The sequence below is a fragment of the Nocardioides pymetrozini genome, from assembly GCF_046058985.1.
Lineage (GTDB): Bacteria > Actinomycetota > Actinomycetes > Propionibacteriales > Nocardioidaceae > Nocardioides.
Genome location: NZ_CP175556.1, coordinates 2955374 through 2970922 on the forward strand (window position 1 = coordinate 2955374; position 15549 = coordinate 2970922).

General features: G+C 72.3%; 16 protein-coding genes. 3 read left to right on the forward strand and 13 right to left on the reverse strand.

Annotation, left to right across the window (positions count from 1 at the left end; all coding sequences use genetic code 11):
- Nucleotides 1–8: 8 nt before the first annotated feature.
- The 7 genes from frr to rpsB all read right to left on the reverse strand — a co-directional run bounded on the left by frr (nt 9) and on the right by rpsB (nt 6112).
- Entirely contained in the window at nt 9–563 is a 555-nt protein-coding gene (frr, locus tag ACJ5H2_RS14500) for a ribosome recycling factor (protein WP_408899639.1), read from the reverse strand.
- 76 nt (nt 564–639) lie between these two features.
- Nucleotides 640–1353, reverse strand: coding sequence for a UMP kinase (pyrH, locus tag ACJ5H2_RS14505; RefSeq protein ID WP_408896118.1), 714 nt, complete (start codon nt 1351–1353; stop codon nt 640–642).
- 57 nt (nt 1354–1410) lie between these two features.
- Complete coding sequence (locus tag ACJ5H2_RS14510) at nt 1411–1704, reverse strand: hypothetical protein (RefSeq protein WP_408896120.1); 294 nt, start codon at nt 1702–1704, stop codon at nt 1411–1413.
- Nucleotides 1701–2957, reverse strand: coding sequence for a TFIIB-type zinc ribbon-containing protein (locus ACJ5H2_RS14515; protein WP_408896121.1), 1257 nt, complete (start codon nt 2955–2957; stop codon nt 1701–1703). Before ACJ5H2_RS14515 ends, ACJ5H2_RS14510 begins: the two co-directional genes overlap by 4 nt.
- A 1-nt stretch (nt 2958) precedes the next feature.
- Entirely contained in the window at nt 2959–4161 is a 1203-nt protein-coding gene (locus tag ACJ5H2_RS14520; protein WP_408896122.1) for an SHOCT domain-containing protein, read from the reverse strand.
- Nucleotides 4162–4354: 193 nt separating this feature from the next.
- Nucleotides 4355–5164: a translation elongation factor Ts gene (gene tsf / locus ACJ5H2_RS14525; protein ID WP_408896123.1), complete on the reverse strand. Its 810-nt coding sequence runs from the start codon at nt 5162–5164 to the stop codon at nt 4355–4357.
- 42 nt (nt 5165–5206) lie between these two features.
- Entirely contained in the window at nt 5207–6112 is a 906-nt protein-coding gene (rpsB, locus tag ACJ5H2_RS14530) for a 30S ribosomal protein S2 (protein ID WP_408896124.1), read from the reverse strand.
- A gap of 313 nt (nt 6113–6425) precedes the next feature.
- Between rpsB and ACJ5H2_RS14535 the strand changes: the two genes are divergently transcribed.
- Nucleotides 6426–7070, forward strand: coding sequence for a peptidoglycan DD-metalloendopeptidase family protein (locus ACJ5H2_RS14535; protein WP_408896125.1), 645 nt, complete (start codon nt 6426–6428; stop codon nt 7068–7070).
- Here ACJ5H2_RS14535 and ACJ5H2_RS14540 read toward each other — a convergent pair.
- The 6 genes from ACJ5H2_RS14540 to ACJ5H2_RS14565 all read right to left on the reverse strand — a co-directional run bounded on the left by ACJ5H2_RS14540 (nt 7018) and on the right by ACJ5H2_RS14565 (nt 13453).
- Nucleotides 7018–7953, reverse strand: coding sequence for a tyrosine recombinase XerC (locus ACJ5H2_RS14540; protein ID WP_408896126.1), 936 nt, complete (start codon nt 7951–7953; stop codon nt 7018–7020). The two genes, ACJ5H2_RS14535 and ACJ5H2_RS14540, sit on opposite strands and share 53 nt — an antisense overlap.
- A complete protein-coding gene (gene dprA, locus ACJ5H2_RS14545; RefSeq protein ID WP_408896127.1) occupies nt 7950–9095 on the reverse strand; it encodes a DNA-processing protein DprA in 1146 nt (381 codons plus the stop codon). The genes ACJ5H2_RS14540 and dprA overlap by 4 nt, the downstream gene beginning before the upstream one ends.
- Nucleotides 9092–10708 (reverse strand): YifB family Mg chelatase-like AAA ATPase, encoded by a 1617-nt coding sequence (locus ACJ5H2_RS14550; RefSeq protein ID WP_408896128.1) that lies wholly within the window; start codon nt 10706–10708, stop codon nt 9092–9094. Before ACJ5H2_RS14550 ends, dprA begins: the two co-directional genes overlap by 4 nt.
- The gene (locus ACJ5H2_RS14555; RefSeq protein ID WP_408896129.1) at nt 10708–11076 is read right to left on the reverse strand and encodes a YraN family protein; all 369 of its coding nucleotides are present in this window, start codon (nt 11074–11076) and stop codon (nt 10708–10710) included. Before ACJ5H2_RS14555 ends, ACJ5H2_RS14550 begins: the two co-directional genes overlap by 1 nt.
- A 129-nt stretch (nt 11077–11205) precedes the next feature.
- The gene (locus ACJ5H2_RS14560; RefSeq protein ID WP_408896130.1) at nt 11206–13020 is read right to left on the reverse strand and encodes a hypothetical protein; all 1815 of its coding nucleotides are present in this window, start codon (nt 13018–13020) and stop codon (nt 11206–11208) included.
- 1 nt (nt 13021) lies between these two features.
- Nucleotides 13022–13453 (reverse strand): TadE/TadG family type IV pilus assembly protein, encoded by a 432-nt coding sequence (locus ACJ5H2_RS14565; RefSeq protein WP_408896131.1) that lies wholly within the window; start codon nt 13451–13453, stop codon nt 13022–13024.
- Between the two features lie 331 nt (nt 13454–13784).
- Here ACJ5H2_RS14565 and ACJ5H2_RS14570 point away from each other — a divergent pair, with 331 nt between their 5' ends.
- Both ACJ5H2_RS14570 and ACJ5H2_RS14575 read left to right on the forward strand, forming a co-directional pair.
- Nucleotides 13785–14294 carry a TadE/TadG family type IV pilus assembly protein gene (locus tag ACJ5H2_RS14570; RefSeq protein WP_408896132.1) on the forward strand — a complete coding sequence of 170 codons (510 nt, stop codon included), beginning with the start codon at nt 13785–13787 and terminating at the stop codon, nt 14292–14294.
- The gene (locus ACJ5H2_RS14575; RefSeq protein WP_408896133.1) at nt 14282–15544 is read left to right on the forward strand and encodes a pilus assembly protein TadG-related protein; all 1263 of its coding nucleotides are present in this window, start codon (nt 14282–14284) and stop codon (nt 15542–15544) included. Before ACJ5H2_RS14570 ends, ACJ5H2_RS14575 begins: the two co-directional genes overlap by 13 nt.
- Nucleotides 15545–15549 lie beyond the last annotated feature (5 nt).

Consider the following 15549-nt stretch of genomic DNA (forward strand, 5'->3'; position numbering starts at 1 on the left):
GGTCGAGGTCAGACCTCGAGCAGCTCGGCTTCCTTGTTCTTGAGCAGCTCGTCGATCGCGTCGGTGTGCTTCTTGGTCAGCCCGTCGAGGCGCTTCTCGGCACCCGTGACGTCGTCCTTGCCGACCTCGCCGTCCTTCTCGAGCCGCTCGAGTCCCTGCTTGGCCTTCTGGCGCACCTGGCGCACGGCGACCTTGCCGCCCTCCGCCTTCTCCTTGGCGAGCTTGATGAACTCCTTGCGGCGCTCCTCGGTCAGCTCGGGGAAGACGCAGCGCAGCTGCTTGCCGTCGCTGGACGGGTTGACGCCCAGGTCGGAGTCGCGGATCGCCTTCTCGACGTTGTTGAGCGCGCCCACGTCGTACGGCGACACGATGATGATGCGCGCCTCGGGAGCCGTGAACGACGCCAGCTGCTGCAGCGGGGTGGGCGTGCCGTAGTAGTCCACGAGGATCTTGCTGAACATGCTGGGGTGGGCCCGGCCGGCACGGATCGCCGCGAACTCCTCGCGGGTCGCGTCGACCGACTTGCCCATCTTCTGGTCGGCCTCGTCGAGGATGTCGTTGATCACCGGGTTCTCCTTCGTCTGATGCTGGTCGAGCCGTTCGTGCCGTTGGTCGGGCCTGTGCCGATCTGGCGAGACCTCAGCCCGCGCTGACCCGCGTGCCGATCCTCTCACCCTGCACGACGCGCAGGATGTTGCCCTCGGGCTCCATGCCGAAGACGATCATCGGGAGCTTGTTCTCCCCGCACAGCGCGAACGCGGTCTGGTCCATGATCCGCAGGCCCTGGGCGATCGCCTCGTCGTAGGTGAGCTCGTCGTACTTCGTCGCGTGCGGGTCGAGGTTGGGGTCGGCGCTGTAGACGCCGTCGACGCCGTTCTTGGCGACCAGCACGACGTCGCACTTGCTCTCCAGCGCGCGCTGGACCGCGACGGTGTCGGTGGAGAAGTAGGGCAGGCCCATGCCGGCGCCGAAGATGACCACGCGGCCCTTCTCCATGTGCCGGATGGCGCGGCGCGGGATGTAGGGCTCGGCGACCTGGCCCATCGTGATGGCGGTCTGGACGCGCGTCTCGACGCCCTGCTTCTCGAGGAAGTCCTGGAGGGCCAGGCAGTTCATGACGATGCCCAGCATGCCCATGTAGTCGGCACGCACCCGGTCCATGCCGCGCTGCTGGAGCTCGGCGCCGCGGAAGAAGTTGCCCCCGCCGGTGACGACCGCGATCTGCACGCCGGCGTCGGCGACGGCCTTCACCTCCCGCGCGAGCGCCTGGACGACATCGGGGTCGACCCCGACCTTGCCACCGCCGAACACCTCACCCGAGAGCTTCAGGAGGACGCGCTTGTAGCCGGCCACCGGGGTCCTTCCAGTCGTTCGTATGGGGCGGACCGAGGGTACCGCGTCCGCTCCCCCTCACCGAACCCGCTGCACGCGGACGCGGAAGTCGTCGCCGTTGGCGCCGTCGATCCCGGAACTGCGGGTCCGGTCGATGTGGTGGACCCGCTCCTCGCCGCCCTGGACCGGCTGTGCCTCGATGATCGTGTCCCGCTCGAAGTGGTGGGACTTGTCGGTGTTGCGGTAGTAGCGGAAGACCGCCCAGTACGTCGCGATGCCGCCCGCGGGGCCGGCCGCGAGGAGCCAGATCGCACCGTCGTCACTCGCCTGGGCGAGCACCGAGGCCAGCTGGATCACCATGCCCGCGGTCATGCCATCGCCACCAGGATCGCGCCCGCGATGCCCTCGAGGAAGGTGCCCACGGTGAACGCAGCCAGCAGCAGCTTCGGCTGCGACACCGGGATGCTGCCCATCGTCTCGCCCGTGCGCGCGTTGACGGCGATGTAGTGGAGCATCCCGTTGCTCTCCTGCCGGTAGGAGTACAGCCACACCGGGAGGTACATCGACACCCAGCGGGAACCGCCGACGTCGACCTTCTCCTGCTCCCAGCGCACGCCGCGGTCGAACCGGCCCAACGACCCGCGCACCTGGGCCCGCCCGATGGAGAGCAGCTGGTCCTCGAGGACCGGCTTCATCGCCTCGACGTTGAGGTCCCGCTTCTCGCTGGTGAACCCGACCAGGTAGCTGGCGTTCCACCGCACGGCGTTCTTGGTGTCGAACGGCAGGATCGAGTTGACGATGTTGTTGGTGTTCTCGCTGCCGAAGGCGGCCCGCTCGGAGGAGCCCTCGACGGTCAGGTCGTCGACGGTGAAGCTGACCTGGCGCGCCACCTGGTAGACGTCGGCGGCGTAGTAGGTCACCCGGTTGTCGCCCTGCTTCTCGGTCCAGCGCCGGGTCTCGACCTCCCCGTGACCCCAGTACTGGGAGTCGGCGCGGGCGTCGATCACCAGGTAGGGCAGGTACACGCCGAGGACGTTCTCGGGCACGAACTCCTTCTTGAACCTCTTGTGGGCGAAGAGCCGGCGCTTCGACGCGAAGGCCCGGATGCTCTCGATCGCCTCCTCCTTCCGCAGCCGGAAGGGCAGCACCGCGTCGGGCACGGCACCATTGGGGATCTGCCGGTTGACGTTGAGCGTGTGGCGGCACCAGTGGCACCGGGCGTTGAGGGCGTGGGCCGTGTCGACGACGACCTCCGCACCACAGGCCTCGCACTTGAAGGTGAGCACCTCGGCGGCGTCGGCCTGGATGTCCGCGGCGCCGCTGGCGACCACGGTGCCCTCGAGCTGGTCGATGCCCTCGCCGAGGCCGAACTCCTCCTCGACCCGGGCCTCGTGCCACTCGTTGCGGCAGAACAGGCACACCAGCATGCCGGTCGAGGCGCGCAGCCGGACGTCCGTGGACCCGCACTTCGGGCAGCGGTTGAGGCCGTCCCGGAGCGACTCGTTGACGGTCTCGATGCTCGGGCCCGGCTCCGGCTCGGCCTTGGCCGCGGCCAGCTCCTCCTCCAGCGACAGGGGCGGCCCGTCGAAGGGGGGCTGCTGCGGCTCCGGGGGGTCCTGCGTCATGTCAGAGCCCGAGCGCCTTGGCCTTCGCGGCGTCGTAGTCCTCCTGCGTGATGAGCCCGGCGTCGAGCATCTCCTTGGCGCGCTTGAGCACCGCCACGGGGTCCTCGGCCGCCGGGGCGGCGGACTCCGCCGGGGCGGCGGGGGCGGCGGGCTGCGCGGGCGTGGCGGGCTGTGCGGGCGTGGCGGGCTGCTGCAGGCCGCCCAGGCCCATCCCGCCGGTGGCCATGCCCATCCCGACCAGGCCTCCCGGGCCGGCGTTCTCCCCCGCGGCCTCGATCCCCGCCGCGACCGACGCCTGCAGGTTGGAGTTGCCGCGCGATCCGGACAGGGCGTCGGCGCGCTGGACGTTCTTGAGCAGCTCGCGGGTCGCGGCGTCGTACTCGATGGAGATGATCGCCGTCTTCACGATCTCCAGGCCGCGGTCCGTGCGCCAGTGGTAGTTCTGCTCGACCGCGGCCGAGAGGGACTGCGCGAAGCCGACCGAGTCCTGCTGGAGCTTGGCGATCCGGTTCCCCTTGGCCGGGTCGTTGGTGTACATCGAGAACGCGGGCGCGAGGGAGCCCACGACCTCGTTGAACAGCTGCTCGCCCGCCGGGTTGTCGATGTCGGTGAAGTCGAAGGCCCTGCGGCCGCTGATCACCTCGGCGGGCACGAAGTTGCGGATGAAGGTCAACGGGTCAGTGATCTTGAGCGTGTAGGTGCCGCGCGTGATGGCCCCGACCTGGGTGTTGAGGAAGGCATCGTCCCAGTAGATCTCCGACTGGGTGCCGAACTTGTTGTTCGGGAGCTCCTTGAGCGTGACGAACACGGCGTTCTGCTGCGCCGACGGACGGCCGCCGAGCTTGAACCGCTCCCAGCTCTGCTTGATGACCGAGTCGACCAGGCCGCCGCCGGTGAACACCGACTGCGAGGCCGGCTCGTCGGAGTTCCAGATGTACGCGCCCGGCTCGGCGGCGAATCCGGTGAAGGCGCCGTCCTCGAGGAGGACCAGGCCGTAGCCCTCGGGCACGACGATCTTCGAGCCGTTGGTGATGACGCCGTCGGAGCCGTCGGTGTTGCTGCCGCGGCCGGCGTTCTGCCCCTTGGCCACGGCGGGGAACACCGCCACGGTCGAGCCCACGCCGTCCGGGACGCCGTAGAAGTCGACCCACTGGTCGGCGAGTGTGCCGCCGATCGCACCGATGGCCGCCTGGATGAGTCCCACGTGACGCTCCCCTTCTGACACCGCTTCTGACATCGAGATCGCGCTCCCGCGGTCGAGGGCGCAGGCCCGACGCATCGGACGACGGCCGGGCGCGACCAACCTACCCGCTGCGGCCTCAGGGCACAGGGGAAAAGCCGACGGCCGGTGGCCACCTCGCGGTGACCACCGGCCGTCGGCGGTTGCGCTCAGGCGATCAGGCGCCGACCTCGAAGCGCGCGAAGCGCTTGACGGTCGTGCCCGCGGCGTCGAGGACGGCCTTGACCGTCTTCTTCGACTCCGAGACCGACTCCTGCTCCAGGAGCACCAGCTCCTTGAAGAAGCCGCCCAGGCGACCCTCGACGATCTTGGCGACGGCAGCCTCCGGCTTGCCCTCCTCGATCGTCTTCTTGGTCAGCACGTCCTTCTCCGCGGCAACGACGTCCGCGGGGACCTCGTCCCGGGTGAGGTACTGCGCCTTGAGAGCGGCCACCTGCATGGCGGCGCCGCGCGCGGCGGCCTCGTCGCCCTCGTACTCGACGATGACGCCGACGGCCGGCGGGAGGTCGGCCGCACGCTTGTGCAGGTAGACCGCGACGGGGCCGTCGAAGTACGCGACGTTGCCGAGCTCGATCTTCTCGCCGATGGTGATGGCCAGCCGCTCGACGACCTCGCCGACCGTGCTGTCGCCCAGCGGCAGCGCCTTGGCCGACTCGGTGTCGGTGGCCTTGCCCGCGTCGACCGCCTCGGCGATCTGCTGGGCGGCCTTGATGAACTCGTCGTTCTTGGCGACGAAGTCGGTCTCCGACTTCAGCTCGATGAGCGCGCCACCGGCGTTGGCCACGAGGCCCGCCGAGGTCTCGCGCTCGGCGCCGCGGGCGGCCGCCTTGGCGGCGCCCTTCACGCGGAGCAGCTCGACGGCCTTGTCGAAGTCGCCGTCGGTCTCGTCGAGCGCCTTCTTGCAGTCCATCATGCCGGCGCTGGTCAGCTCGCGGAGCTTCTTGACGTCAGCAGCAGTGAATGCCATGGATCCTCTTCGGTTCTCTCGGAAGGGTGGACGTGGAGGTGCTCAGGCCTCGGCCGGAGCGTCGGCCGCGGGGGTCTCCTCGGCCGGAGCGTCGGCGGCCTCGGTGGACGCGCCGGTCGCCTCGGACGCGGGCGCGTCCTCGGTCGGCTCGCCACCGGTGGCCTCGACGGCGACCTTCTCCGCGTCGCCCTCGAGGAGCTCGCGCTCCCACTCGGCCAGCGGCTCCTCGGCGGCCGGGCTCGACGACGAGCCGGCGCCGGAGCGGGACATGAGGCCATCGGCGGCGGCGTCCGCGATCACACGGGTCAGCAGGCCGACCGCGCGGATGGCGTCGTCGTTGCCCGGGATCGGGAAGTCGACGTCGTCCGGGTCGCAGTTGGAGTCGAGGATCGCGATGATCGGGATGCGCAGCTTGCGCGCCTCCTCGACCGCCAGGTGCTCCTTGTTGGTGTCGACGATCCACACCGCGGAGGGGACGCGCGACATCTCGCGGATGCCGCCGAGGGTCTTGTCGAGCTTGTCGCGCTCCCGCTTCATCTGCAGGAGCTCCTTCTTGGTGCGACCGGAGCCGGCGACGTCGTCGAAGTCGATCTCGTCGAGCTCCTTGAGGCGGTTGATCCGCTGGTGCACGGTCGAGAAGTTGGTGAGCATGCCGCCCAGCCAGCGCTGGTTGACGTAGGGCATGCCGACGCGGGTCGCCTGCTCGGCGATCGCCTCCTGGGCCTGCTTCTTGGTGCCGACGAACATGATCGTCCCGCCCTTGGCCACGGTCTCCTTGACGAAGGCGTAGCTGCGGTCGATGTAGGCCAGCGACTGCTGCAGGTCGATGATGTAGATGCCGTTGCGGTCCGTGAGGATGAATCGCTTCATCTTCGGGTTCCAGCGACGGGTCTGGTGTCCGAAGTGGACGCCGCTCTCGAGGAGCTGGCGCATGGTCACGACAGCCATGATTTCTCCTGTTGTTTCAGTTGGTCCTGTCGTCTGCGCGCGATCCGACCGTCGGACCCGGGGGTCTGGCGGACTGAGGGATCGACGCCCACGGGCGATCGGCGCCGCCTCGTGCGAGAGCGGGCGCCGTCGTGGTCTGCGGACGAGCGAATTCCGGTCCAGGGCGGACCGGTGCCTCCCAGCGTACGGCGTGAGGCGCTCGAGGTACCAATTCGTGACGTGGACTCTCCCCAGGCGCGGTCCGGACACGCCTCGTCCACAGCAGGCACCCTGCCGGTTCGGTCCTCGGCGGCACTCCGCGCACGCTCGTCCCATGACCCGATCCCCGCTCCGTCCCACGGCCTCGACCGTCACGCACCTCGCCTCCGGTCGCACACCGTCCGCAGGGCGGCTCGCGGCCCTCCTGCTCGCGCTGCTCGCCGGCCTTCTCACCCTGGCGGCGCCGTCCACCCCTGCCCGCGCCGGGGCCGGGACCGATCCGGTCGGGGTCTGGCCGCTCACGCCCCGACCCGCGGTGGTGCATCCCTTCGACCCTCCGGACTCCGCCTACGGCACCGGCCACCGCGGCGTGGACCTCGCCGCCCGCCCCAGCCAGGCGGTGCGCACGGCGCTGTCGGGCCGGGTCGTGTTCGCCGGCCGGATCGCGGGGCGCGGCGTGGTGGTCGTCGGCCACGGGACGACCCGCACGACCTACGAGCCGGTCGCCGCGTCGGTGGCCGTCGGCACCGTGCTGGCCGCGGGCGACGCGGTCGGCTCGCTGGAGCTGGCGGGCTCCCACTGCTTCCCGCAGGCCTGTCTGCACTGGGGCTGGCTCGCCGGACAGGTCTATCTCGACCCGCTGCGGCTCGTCGGCGCAGGACCGGTGCGCCTGCTCCCGCTGTGGCGCGACCTGCCGACGCCGCAGGTCAGGCCCTGGGGTGTGCCTGCTGGTAGGCCCGGCGCAGCCGGTCGGTGGTGACGTGGGTGTAGCGCTGCGTGGTGGCCAGCGAGGCGTGGCCGAGCAGCTCCTGGACCGAGCGGAGATCCGCTCCGCCCTCGAGCAGGTGGGTGGCCGCGCTGTGCCGCAGGCCGTGCGGTCCCAGGTCCGGCGCGCCGGGGACCTCCGCCAGCCGGCGGTGGACCAGCGTGCGGACGGCGCGTTGGTCGATCCGGCCCCCGCGGGCTCCCAGGAACAACGCGGGGCCCGAACCGGGGCGCGCGAGCTCCGGGCGCCCCGCGGCCAGCCAGTGGTCGAGGGCGGCGGCCGCGGGCTGGCCGAAGGGCACGGTCCGCTCCTTGCGGCCCTTGCCGAAGACCCGGACCACGTTGCGGGCGCGGTCGACGTCGTCGACGTCGAGACCGCACAGCTCCCCGACCCGCATGCCGGTCGCGTAGAGCAGCTCCAGCAGGGCGACGTCACGCAGTCCGAGCGGGCTGCCGTCGCCGGCCCGCTCGGTCGCCGCCCCGATCAGCCGGGTGGCCTCGTCGACCCGGAGCACGTCCGGCAGCGTGCGGTGGGGGCGCGGCGACCCGAGGGCGGAGCCGACGTCGTGGGTGATGCGCCCGGTCCGGGCCAGCCATGCGGTGAACACCCGGGCCGCCGTGGCGCGCCGCGCGAGCGTCGTACGGGACAGGCCCAGCGTCTGCTGCTTGGCGAGCCAGCTGCGCAGGGCCCGCAGGTCCAGCTCGCCCACCTCCGCCAGCCCGAGCCGGCCCGCGTGCTCGAGCAGGCCGCCGATGTCGCCGAGGTAGGCGCGCACGGTGTGCGGCGCGAGATCGCGCTCGGCGACGAGGTGGCGCTCGTAGTCGCCGAGCGTGCGTGCGAGCGGCTCGGGCAGCGCGTCCGGGCCCTCGGCGGTCATGGGTCGATCGTAGAGCGCGCCATCTCCCCGAGCCGCCACCCGGACGGCAGGCGCTCGACGTGTCCGTCGACGGCCAGGGCATCGAGGAGGCGCTCCACCTCGTCGGCGCCGAGCCCGGCCACCACGGCCACCGAGGCGGTCGGAGCCGGCGCGGACACCGGGACCGCGTCGAGGACCTGGCGGGCACGCACGCTCAGGCGGTCGCGAGGGCGGCTGGGCGCGCGCGGCACGTCGACCAGGTGCTCGCCGGCGGCGCCGAGGAGCTCGAGCACGTCCTCGCCGCTGGTGACCAGGGCGGCGCCGCCGACGCGGATCAGCTCGTGCACGCCCGCGGAGGCGGCGCTGGACACCGGACCGGGAACGCCCATCACCGTGCGGTGCAGCCGGTCGGCCCACGAGGCGGTGTTCAGGGCGCCGCTGCGCACGGCGGCCTCCACCACCACCGTGCCCCGGGTCAGCGCCGCGATGATCCGGTTGCGCGCGAGGAACCGGATCCGGAAGGGAGCAGCACCGGGCGGGGCCTCGGAGACGACGGCGTGGTGCTCGGCCAGGTGGTCGAGCATCTGCTGGTGGGCCGCGGGATAGGCCCGGTCCACGCCGCAGGCGAGCACGGCGACGGTGGGAGCGTCGGCACTCACGGCCCCGCGGTGCGCGGCGTAGTCGACGCCGTGCGCGGCACCCGAGACCACGGTGCTGCCGGCCGCGCCCAGGACGGCCGCCATGGCGGAGGCGATATGGTCGCCGTACGCCGTCGACGAACGCGAGCCCACCACGGCGACCGGGCTGCCGAGCTGGTCGAGACGGAGCGGGCCCCGCACCCACAGGCCGACCGGGACCTCTCCGCGCGCGTGCAGCGCCCCGGCACCGGCGAGGTCGTCGAGAGAGGCGGGCCACTCCTCGTCACCCGGGACGACGAACCGGATCCCTCGCCGAGCGGCCGCCTCGAGGACCCGCTCGGGTCGGACGGCCGCGAGCCGGCCGGACGCCGCCGTGAGCTCCGGACGCAGGTCCGGCTGCTCGCGGAGGAACTCGAGGAAGCGCAGGCCGCCCAGCTCCCGGGTCAGGCCGAGGCAGCGCAGGTCGCCGGGCTCCGCGACCAGGCTGAGGGTGGCGCGAGCGAGCCGTTCGGCGTCCGACGTCACGCGACGCCCTCCGCGCCGGGGTCCACGCGGAACATCGCCAGGTCCAGGTCCTGCCCGGAGCGCAGCCGCAGGGCCGTGTGCACCTCGGCCACGTCCGGCTCGACCTCGCGTCCGGTCCGCACCGCGCGCAGGTCGGCGACCGTCCACGCCAGCCGGTGCACCCGGACGGCGCCTCGTGCGCTCAGCCGTCCGGTGAGCATCTCGGCGTCGATGAGCCGCTGCGCCGCCGGGGGCAGCGGCCAGGTGTCCTTGAGGCGCGGACTCGGGATGTGGGCGTTGAGCCGCCAGGGTCTGCCGTCGAACCGCTCGCGCTGCCGTTGGCGAGCGGCGGCCACACGGAGTCGGACCACGGCAGACGTGTCGGGAGCCCGGAACGGGTCGTGGCTGGCCGGCGAGGGCGGCCGGACGTGGCGCACGATGTCGATCCGGTCGACGATCGGGCCGGACATCCGCGCTCGGTAGGCGCGCCGGACGGTCTCGGCGCAGGTGCAGCGGTTGGCGCGGGCGCTGTGCGTCCAGTTGCCGCAGGGGCACGGGTTGCTCGCCAGCACCAGGATCGCGCCGGCCGGCAGCGTGACCGACTCCTCGCGCCGCGCGATGGTGATGTCGCCGTTCTCGAGCGGCTGGCGCAGCGCCTCGATCACGTCGGAGCGGAACAGGGGGAACTCGTCCATGAAGAGGACACCCCCGTGGGCCCGGCTCAGCTCGCCCGGATGCACGCGTCCCGACCCGCCCCCGATCACGCTCGCCTTGCTCGCGTCGTGGTGGGGCGCCGCGAAGGGCGGGCGCACCACCATGCCCGCCCCGGGGTCGAGCACTCCCGCCAGGGAGTGGAGTGCGGTCAGCTCGAGCGACTCCTCGGCCGTGAGGTCGGGGAGGATCGTCGGGATCCGCTCGGCCAGGCTCGTCTTGCCGCACCCCTTGGGCCCCGAGAGCTGCACCGGGTGGCCACCGGCCGCGGCCACCTCGACGGCGTACTTCTCCTCCTCCATGCCGCGCAGGTCCGCGAGGTCGAGGTCGTCGAGGCGCTCCTCGCCGCGCCAGGTGACCAGCCGCAGTCCCGAGGCCGCGGCCACGGGTGGCGCCGCCGGCGGGGGCTCCCCGCTGAGCGCGGCCACGGCCTGGCCGAGCGAGCGGACGCCGACGACCTCGAGTCCGGGCACCATCGCCGCCTCACCGGCCTGCGGCTCGGGAACGTAGATCCGGCGGATGCCGGCGGCCGCCGCCGCCAGCGCCATCGGCAGCACGCCCAGCGCCGGTCGCAGCCCGCCGGCCAGGGTGAGCTCGCCGACGAACGCCGTGCCCTGCAGCCAGGGGTGCTCCAGCTGGCCGTCGGCGGCCAGCAGGCTGACCGCCATGGCGAGGTCGAAGTGGGTGCCCGACTTGCGCAGGTCGGCGGGCGAGAACAGGACCGTGCAGCGCTTGGACGCCGGCCAGCGGAGGTCGCTGTTGACGACGGCCATCCGCACCCGGTCGACGCCCTCCCGGAGGAGCGCGTCAGCGCGCCCGACGACCACGACCGTGGGCTGGCCGGCCGACACGTCGGCCTGCACGTCGATGAGATGGCCCACGGCACCGTCCAAGGCGACACAGGCGGCGGTCGCGAACGGCATCAGCACAGCCCTCGCACGTGGTCGACGACGGCCGGCCCGCGACGTGGCCGCAGGACCGCCACCAGGTCGACACGGATGCCGTCGGGGCTGATCCCCCGCTCCAGTGCCCACCGCTCCCCGAGCCGGCGCAGCCGGTCGAGCTTGGCGTCGGTGATCGCCTCGTGGGGCGTCCCGACGTCCAGCGAGGTGCGCGTCTTCACCTCGCACACCACCAGGGTCCCGCCGTCACGCAGCAGGATGTCGACCTCCCCCTCCGAGCACCTCCAGTTGCGCTCGAGGATGCTCATCCCGAGCCCGCTCAGGTGGCGGGCCGCCACGTCCTCGCCGTACGCGCCGATCGCCCGGCGGGCCTGTCCTGTCGTCGTCATGTCCCCGATGGTCGCCGCGCTCGCGGTCCCGGCCGCCCCTCCGTACGACGCCCTGGGGACGGGCGTGCTCCCGGCCCCGGCTGGGGACGACGGAGGCCGCGCCGGGTGACCCGTGGGGCCGGTGGGGTCTCAGCCCACGAGGCGCGGCAGGCAGACGGGCCGGCCGGTCGCCATCACGGTGGTCCGCCCCAGCTCGACGCCGAGCGCGCCGAGCAGCGTCCGCACGGCCGGCAGCAGCCCGCTGTTCAGCAGGGGCACCAGCGGGTTGACCAGATGGCTCATCACGGGGTTCAGCAGCGAGCCGACGATGCCGCCGATGGCCGTCTCCTGCCCCGCCGTCACCGCGAGGGACAGGCTGAGCGCGGTCGACTTGGTCGCGGACGGGAGCGTCTTGTCCGGCGGCGGGGGGAAGACCAGCTCGACCGGGACGCTGCCGGAGTCGCCGAGGTTGGCCCCGAGCGTGAGCAGGTTGGAGTTGACGGTCGTGATCGTGGTCCACGCACTCCACGGGCTGAGGATGGTCGCCCGCGTCCGCCGCTCGACCTGGTACTGCAGCCGCAGGTCGACCGTCACGTTCGCGAGGCTGGTCGTGACGTCGAGCGTCGCGCTCTGGTTCGCCGCGTCGGTGCACCGGATCCCACCGGGGACCTTCAGCGACGCCGTCGGCTGCGCGGAGTTCGCCTTCACGACGAGGCTGGCGGCCATGGAGCCCGGCTTGATCCGCTCCTCGCGGGTCGACAGGAGGCCGCCGAGCAGCGAGGTGAGCAGGTTGTTCAGACCCGTCAGCAGGTCCGTCACGAGGGTCGTGGCGGCCAGGTCCACCACGGCCGAGGCCTGGACCTGTGCCGAGGTCGCGACCGTCTTGGGGTTGTCGCTGGGGCGGGCGCACGCCGGCCTCGGGATCTCGATCACCTTGACGTCGGCCACCGCGTTGCCGATGCCCGGCAGCGAGATCGGCGCCGTGACTCCGAGCGCGTTCTTGCCCGCGACGTAGGCGAAGACGTTGAGGAAGTCCGCGACGCTGATCGACGCGTCGAGCGCGGAGGCCGTGCCGGGAGCGACGGCCAGGATGTCCGCGACCTTCACCGTCGGAGTCGTGAGCTTGTCGACCTTGAGGAGCTCGCGCAGCAGGACGGCGACGTTGGCGGCCGCGAGGTCCTTCGACCCGTCCTCGTTGCGCTGGCCGTCGAGGACGGTCACCATCGCGGTCAGCAGCTGTCCGACCGAGATCGGCGTCGGCGTCGTGAGCAGCGCGTTCACCGAGCCCACGTTGAGGGCCGCGGCCAGGCCGACGAGAGGCACCGTGGCCGACTTGAGGTCCGCGATGCCCGACGGGCCGACCGCACTCAGCGACAGGGTGACCAGGTCGATCCCGACGAACTTCTTCAGCGCCTGGACGACGACGTTCGAGGAGGTGTCCAGGTCGACCAGGTTGGTCCCGACGGAGAAGCACAGCTGCGGCTCCATCGTCGCGACGGCGGGCCGCGAGGCCTCCATCCGCGCGGTCCCGGTGATGCCGCCGAAGGCGGCGGCGGTGTCCGAGTGCGCGACCACCCGTACGCCGTCGGGAACGGCGGCGCTGGTCCACTTGTCGATCTTCTTCCACCCCGCGCCGTCACGGACGACGAACTGCCAGTCCACCTCGCCCGGCTTGGTCGGGTCGAGCGCTCCGCCCAGCGCGCTGGTGTTGCGCCGCACGCTCTTGGCGAACGCCTGGTCCATCTGGGCCTGCTCGGCCGACGAGTAGGCGGACACGGGCTTCGCCTGCAGGGTCCGGGCGAGGTCGAGGGCGACGAGGTCGGCGACGGCCTGCATGTCGCGTCGGACCACCCGCTGCTGTCCGAGGTCGACGGCGAAGGCAGCGGACACGACGAGAACGCCCGCCATCAGTACGGCGACCACGACCGCGCTCGCGCCGCGCTGGTCGGGTCTGCGGCGCCGCACCTCAGCTCACCCTCGCCACGGCCGTGTACTTGAGGCGGTCGGGCAGCACCAGCCCGAAGCCCGGGATCACGCCGGAGTAGGAGATCACGACGGTCACGGTGGCGCAGTCGTTGGACTCGTCCCCCACGCACTTGTCGATGGTGGTGGTGCAGGCGGACGTGCAGGACTGGCCCTGTGCGGCGAGGGCCGCGGCGACGGCCTTGTCGGCGGCGGACTTCTTCGTGGCGGCGTCGCCGCCGGACACGGCCGCGGCCCGCGCGCCCTCCGCGGCGGCCTGGCTGACCGACTGGCGGACGCTGAGCATGTCGCCGTAGTTGATGATCCCCACGACGATCACCATCAGCACGGGCAGGATCAGGGCGAACTCGACCGCGGCCGCTCCCCGCTCACGGCGTGCCGACGGCACGCCTCTCCCCAGCACCCAACGGCTCATCGGCCGGCCTCCCCGGATCGCTCCCAGACGCCCCCGAGCGGCGTTGCCGTCACAGTAGTGGCGCCGGGAGGGCCGTGGAACCGATCCCGCACCATTCCACTCGGACGAACCTCGGGGCATAGCCCGTTCGGACTACAGGGACTATGTCCCGCACCCCGCCACCCGATCGGGGCAGGCGGATGGTGCGCCGCGACCACCCCCACCCGGGCGGTCGGGCGGGATGTCCCGAGAAGCGGGTGTTCTCGCCCCGTCCCCCTATGAAGCGGCCCGTGCAGCGCCGACAATCGGAGCGGGGATGCCCGGACCGCGTGGCCCGGGCAGGGAGGGTGAGATGGCTGTGCGGCGACCGAGCGCGCGTCGCGGCTCCGGGTACGACGCGGAGCGCGGCGCTGCGGCGGTGGAGTTCGCCCTCGTCGGCACGCTCCTGCTCGTGATCGTCTTCGGCATCCTGCAGTACGGCCTGTACTTCAACGACTCGCTCAACGCCCACCAGGGCGTCCGAGAGACCGCGCGCATGGCGGTCGTCGGCAAGAAGTCCACGGGCTGCACGACGCCCGCGGGCTGGCCCACGATCACCTGCACCGCGGAGAAGATGATCGGGGCGGCGCCGGCGGACGTCTACGTGAACGTCTCCGCGCCCGACGGCTGGACCCGGGGCAACGTGCTGCGGGTGTGCGTGCTCGTGCGCTCGCGCAGCGACTTCGGCATGCTGCCGCTGCCGAACGGCGGCTACGTCCGCGCCAGCCTGCGGATGTCCATCGAGGAGGACGCCGTGAAGCCGACCGGGACGAGTGCCGTGGAGACGGCCCCGCACGGGCAGAGCTGGTCATGGTGCGGCTGAGGGCGCGCGTGCGCGACGAGCGCGGGGCCGTCGCGGTGCTGACGTCGATGTTCGCCGTGATCCTCCTCGTCGCGGCGTCCTTCGTCATCGACCTCGGCCTGGCCCGCGACGTGCGGGGCCAGGCGCAGAACGCAGCCGACGCCTCGGCCCTGGCCGCGGGGAACGTCCTGTACGACGACGCCGGGGAGCCGGACGTCGCAGCCGCGGTGGCCGCCGCGACGTCGTACGCGACCGAGAACTTCGGCGTCACGACGACCGCGTGGGCGACCTGCACGGACCCCGGCCACCTGGCCTATGTGCCCTCCACGCCCTGCATCTCCTTCGACCAGGCGGAGCGGCCGAGCCGGATCCGGGTCCGGGTTCCCACGCGCACCCTGAAGACGGCCTTCGCCGGTCTCGCGGGCGTCGCCGAGATCGACGTCGCCGCGTCGGCGACCGCGACGCTCGACCCGGGTGTCGTGTTCCGCTGCTCGCTGTGCGTGCTCGGCGACGGGCCGCACACGCTCGGCAACGGTGACGCCACCGTGACCGCGAGCAGCGTCCACTTCAACGGCAGCGTGTCGACAGGCCCGAACGGGCATGTCGAGGCCATCGGCCACCAGATCACGGTCGAGAACAGCGCCACCGGCAACTACGAGCCGAAGGCCGAGACGGTCTCCCAGAAGATGGGCGACCCGCTGGGCACGCTGGCCCTGCCGCCGCTCTCGGGCGCACCGAAGACCAACCCCTGCACCGACGGCCCCGGGATCTACGGCGCGCGCGTCTTCGGCAACAACGAGACCTGCGTGCTCGCGCCCGGCCTCTACGTCCTCACCGGCACCTGGGAGATGGGCAACAACACGGTCTTCCGCGGCAGCCAGGTGACCCTGTACGCCGTGTGCGGCACCCGCACCGCGCCCCGCGCCTGCGCGGCGGGCGGCGAGCCGGGCGGCATGTTCGACGCCAAGAACGGCAACGAGCTGACCCTGACCGCCGGCGCCCCGGGCTTCCACGACCTGGCCATCGTCTACGACCGCAACAACACCAGCCCGATCCACGTGCAGGGCAACGGCCAGACCGACATCGAGGGGACCGTCTACGCCATCAGCTCGATGCTGTACGCGAACGGCAACTCCGGCAACGGCGTCACCAGCGGCTCGATCGTCGTCGACGGGCTGTACATGAACGGCGAGCAGTCCCATCTCAAGGTGACCAACGGCCTGGACCGCGAGTGGCGGCGACCGCCGGACGGCCTGCACCTCACCCAGTGAGGCCC

Bases quoted from the DNA above. Each gene is read 5' to 3' on its own strand.
- ACJ5H2_RS14510 (WP_408896120.1), bottom strand. From the start codon at position 1,704: ATGACCGCGGGCATGGTGATCCAGCTGGCCTCGGTGCTCGCCCAGGCG.
- ACJ5H2_RS14515 (WP_408896121.1), bottom strand. From the start codon at position 2,957: ATGACGCAGGACCCCCCGGAGCCGCAGCAGCCCCCCTTCGACGGGCCG.
- tsf (WP_408896123.1), bottom strand. From the start codon at position 5,164: ATGGCATTCACTGCTGCTGACGTCAAGAAGCTCCGCGAGCTGACCAGC.
- rpsB (WP_408896124.1), bottom strand. From the start codon at position 6,112: ATGGCTGTCGTGACCATGCGCCAGCTCCTCGAGAGCGGCGTCCACTTC.
- ACJ5H2_RS14535 (WP_408896125.1), top strand. From the start codon at position 6,426: ATGACCCGATCCCCGCTCCGTCCCACGGCCTCGACCGTCACGCACCTC.
- ACJ5H2_RS14540 (WP_408896126.1), bottom strand. From the start codon at position 7,953: ATGACCGCCGAGGGCCCGGACGCGCTGCCCGAGCCGCTCGCACGCACG.
- ACJ5H2_RS14550 (WP_408896128.1), bottom strand. From the start codon at position 10,708: ATGCCGTTCGCGACCGCCGCCTGTGTCGCCTTGGACGGTGCCGTGGGC.
- ACJ5H2_RS14555 (WP_408896129.1), bottom strand. From the start codon at position 11,076: ATGACGACGACAGGACAGGCCCGCCGGGCGATCGGCGCGTACGGCGAG.
- ACJ5H2_RS14565 (WP_408896131.1), bottom strand. From the start codon at position 13,453: ATGAGCCGTTGGGTGCTGGGGAGAGGCGTGCCGTCGGCACGCCGTGAG.
- ACJ5H2_RS14570 (WP_408896132.1), top strand. From the start codon at position 13,785: ATGGCTGTGCGGCGACCGAGCGCGCGTCGCGGCTCCGGGTACGACGCG.
- ACJ5H2_RS14575 (WP_408896133.1), top strand. From the start codon at position 14,282: ATGGTGCGGCTGAGGGCGCGCGTGCGCGACGAGCGCGGGGCCGTCGCG.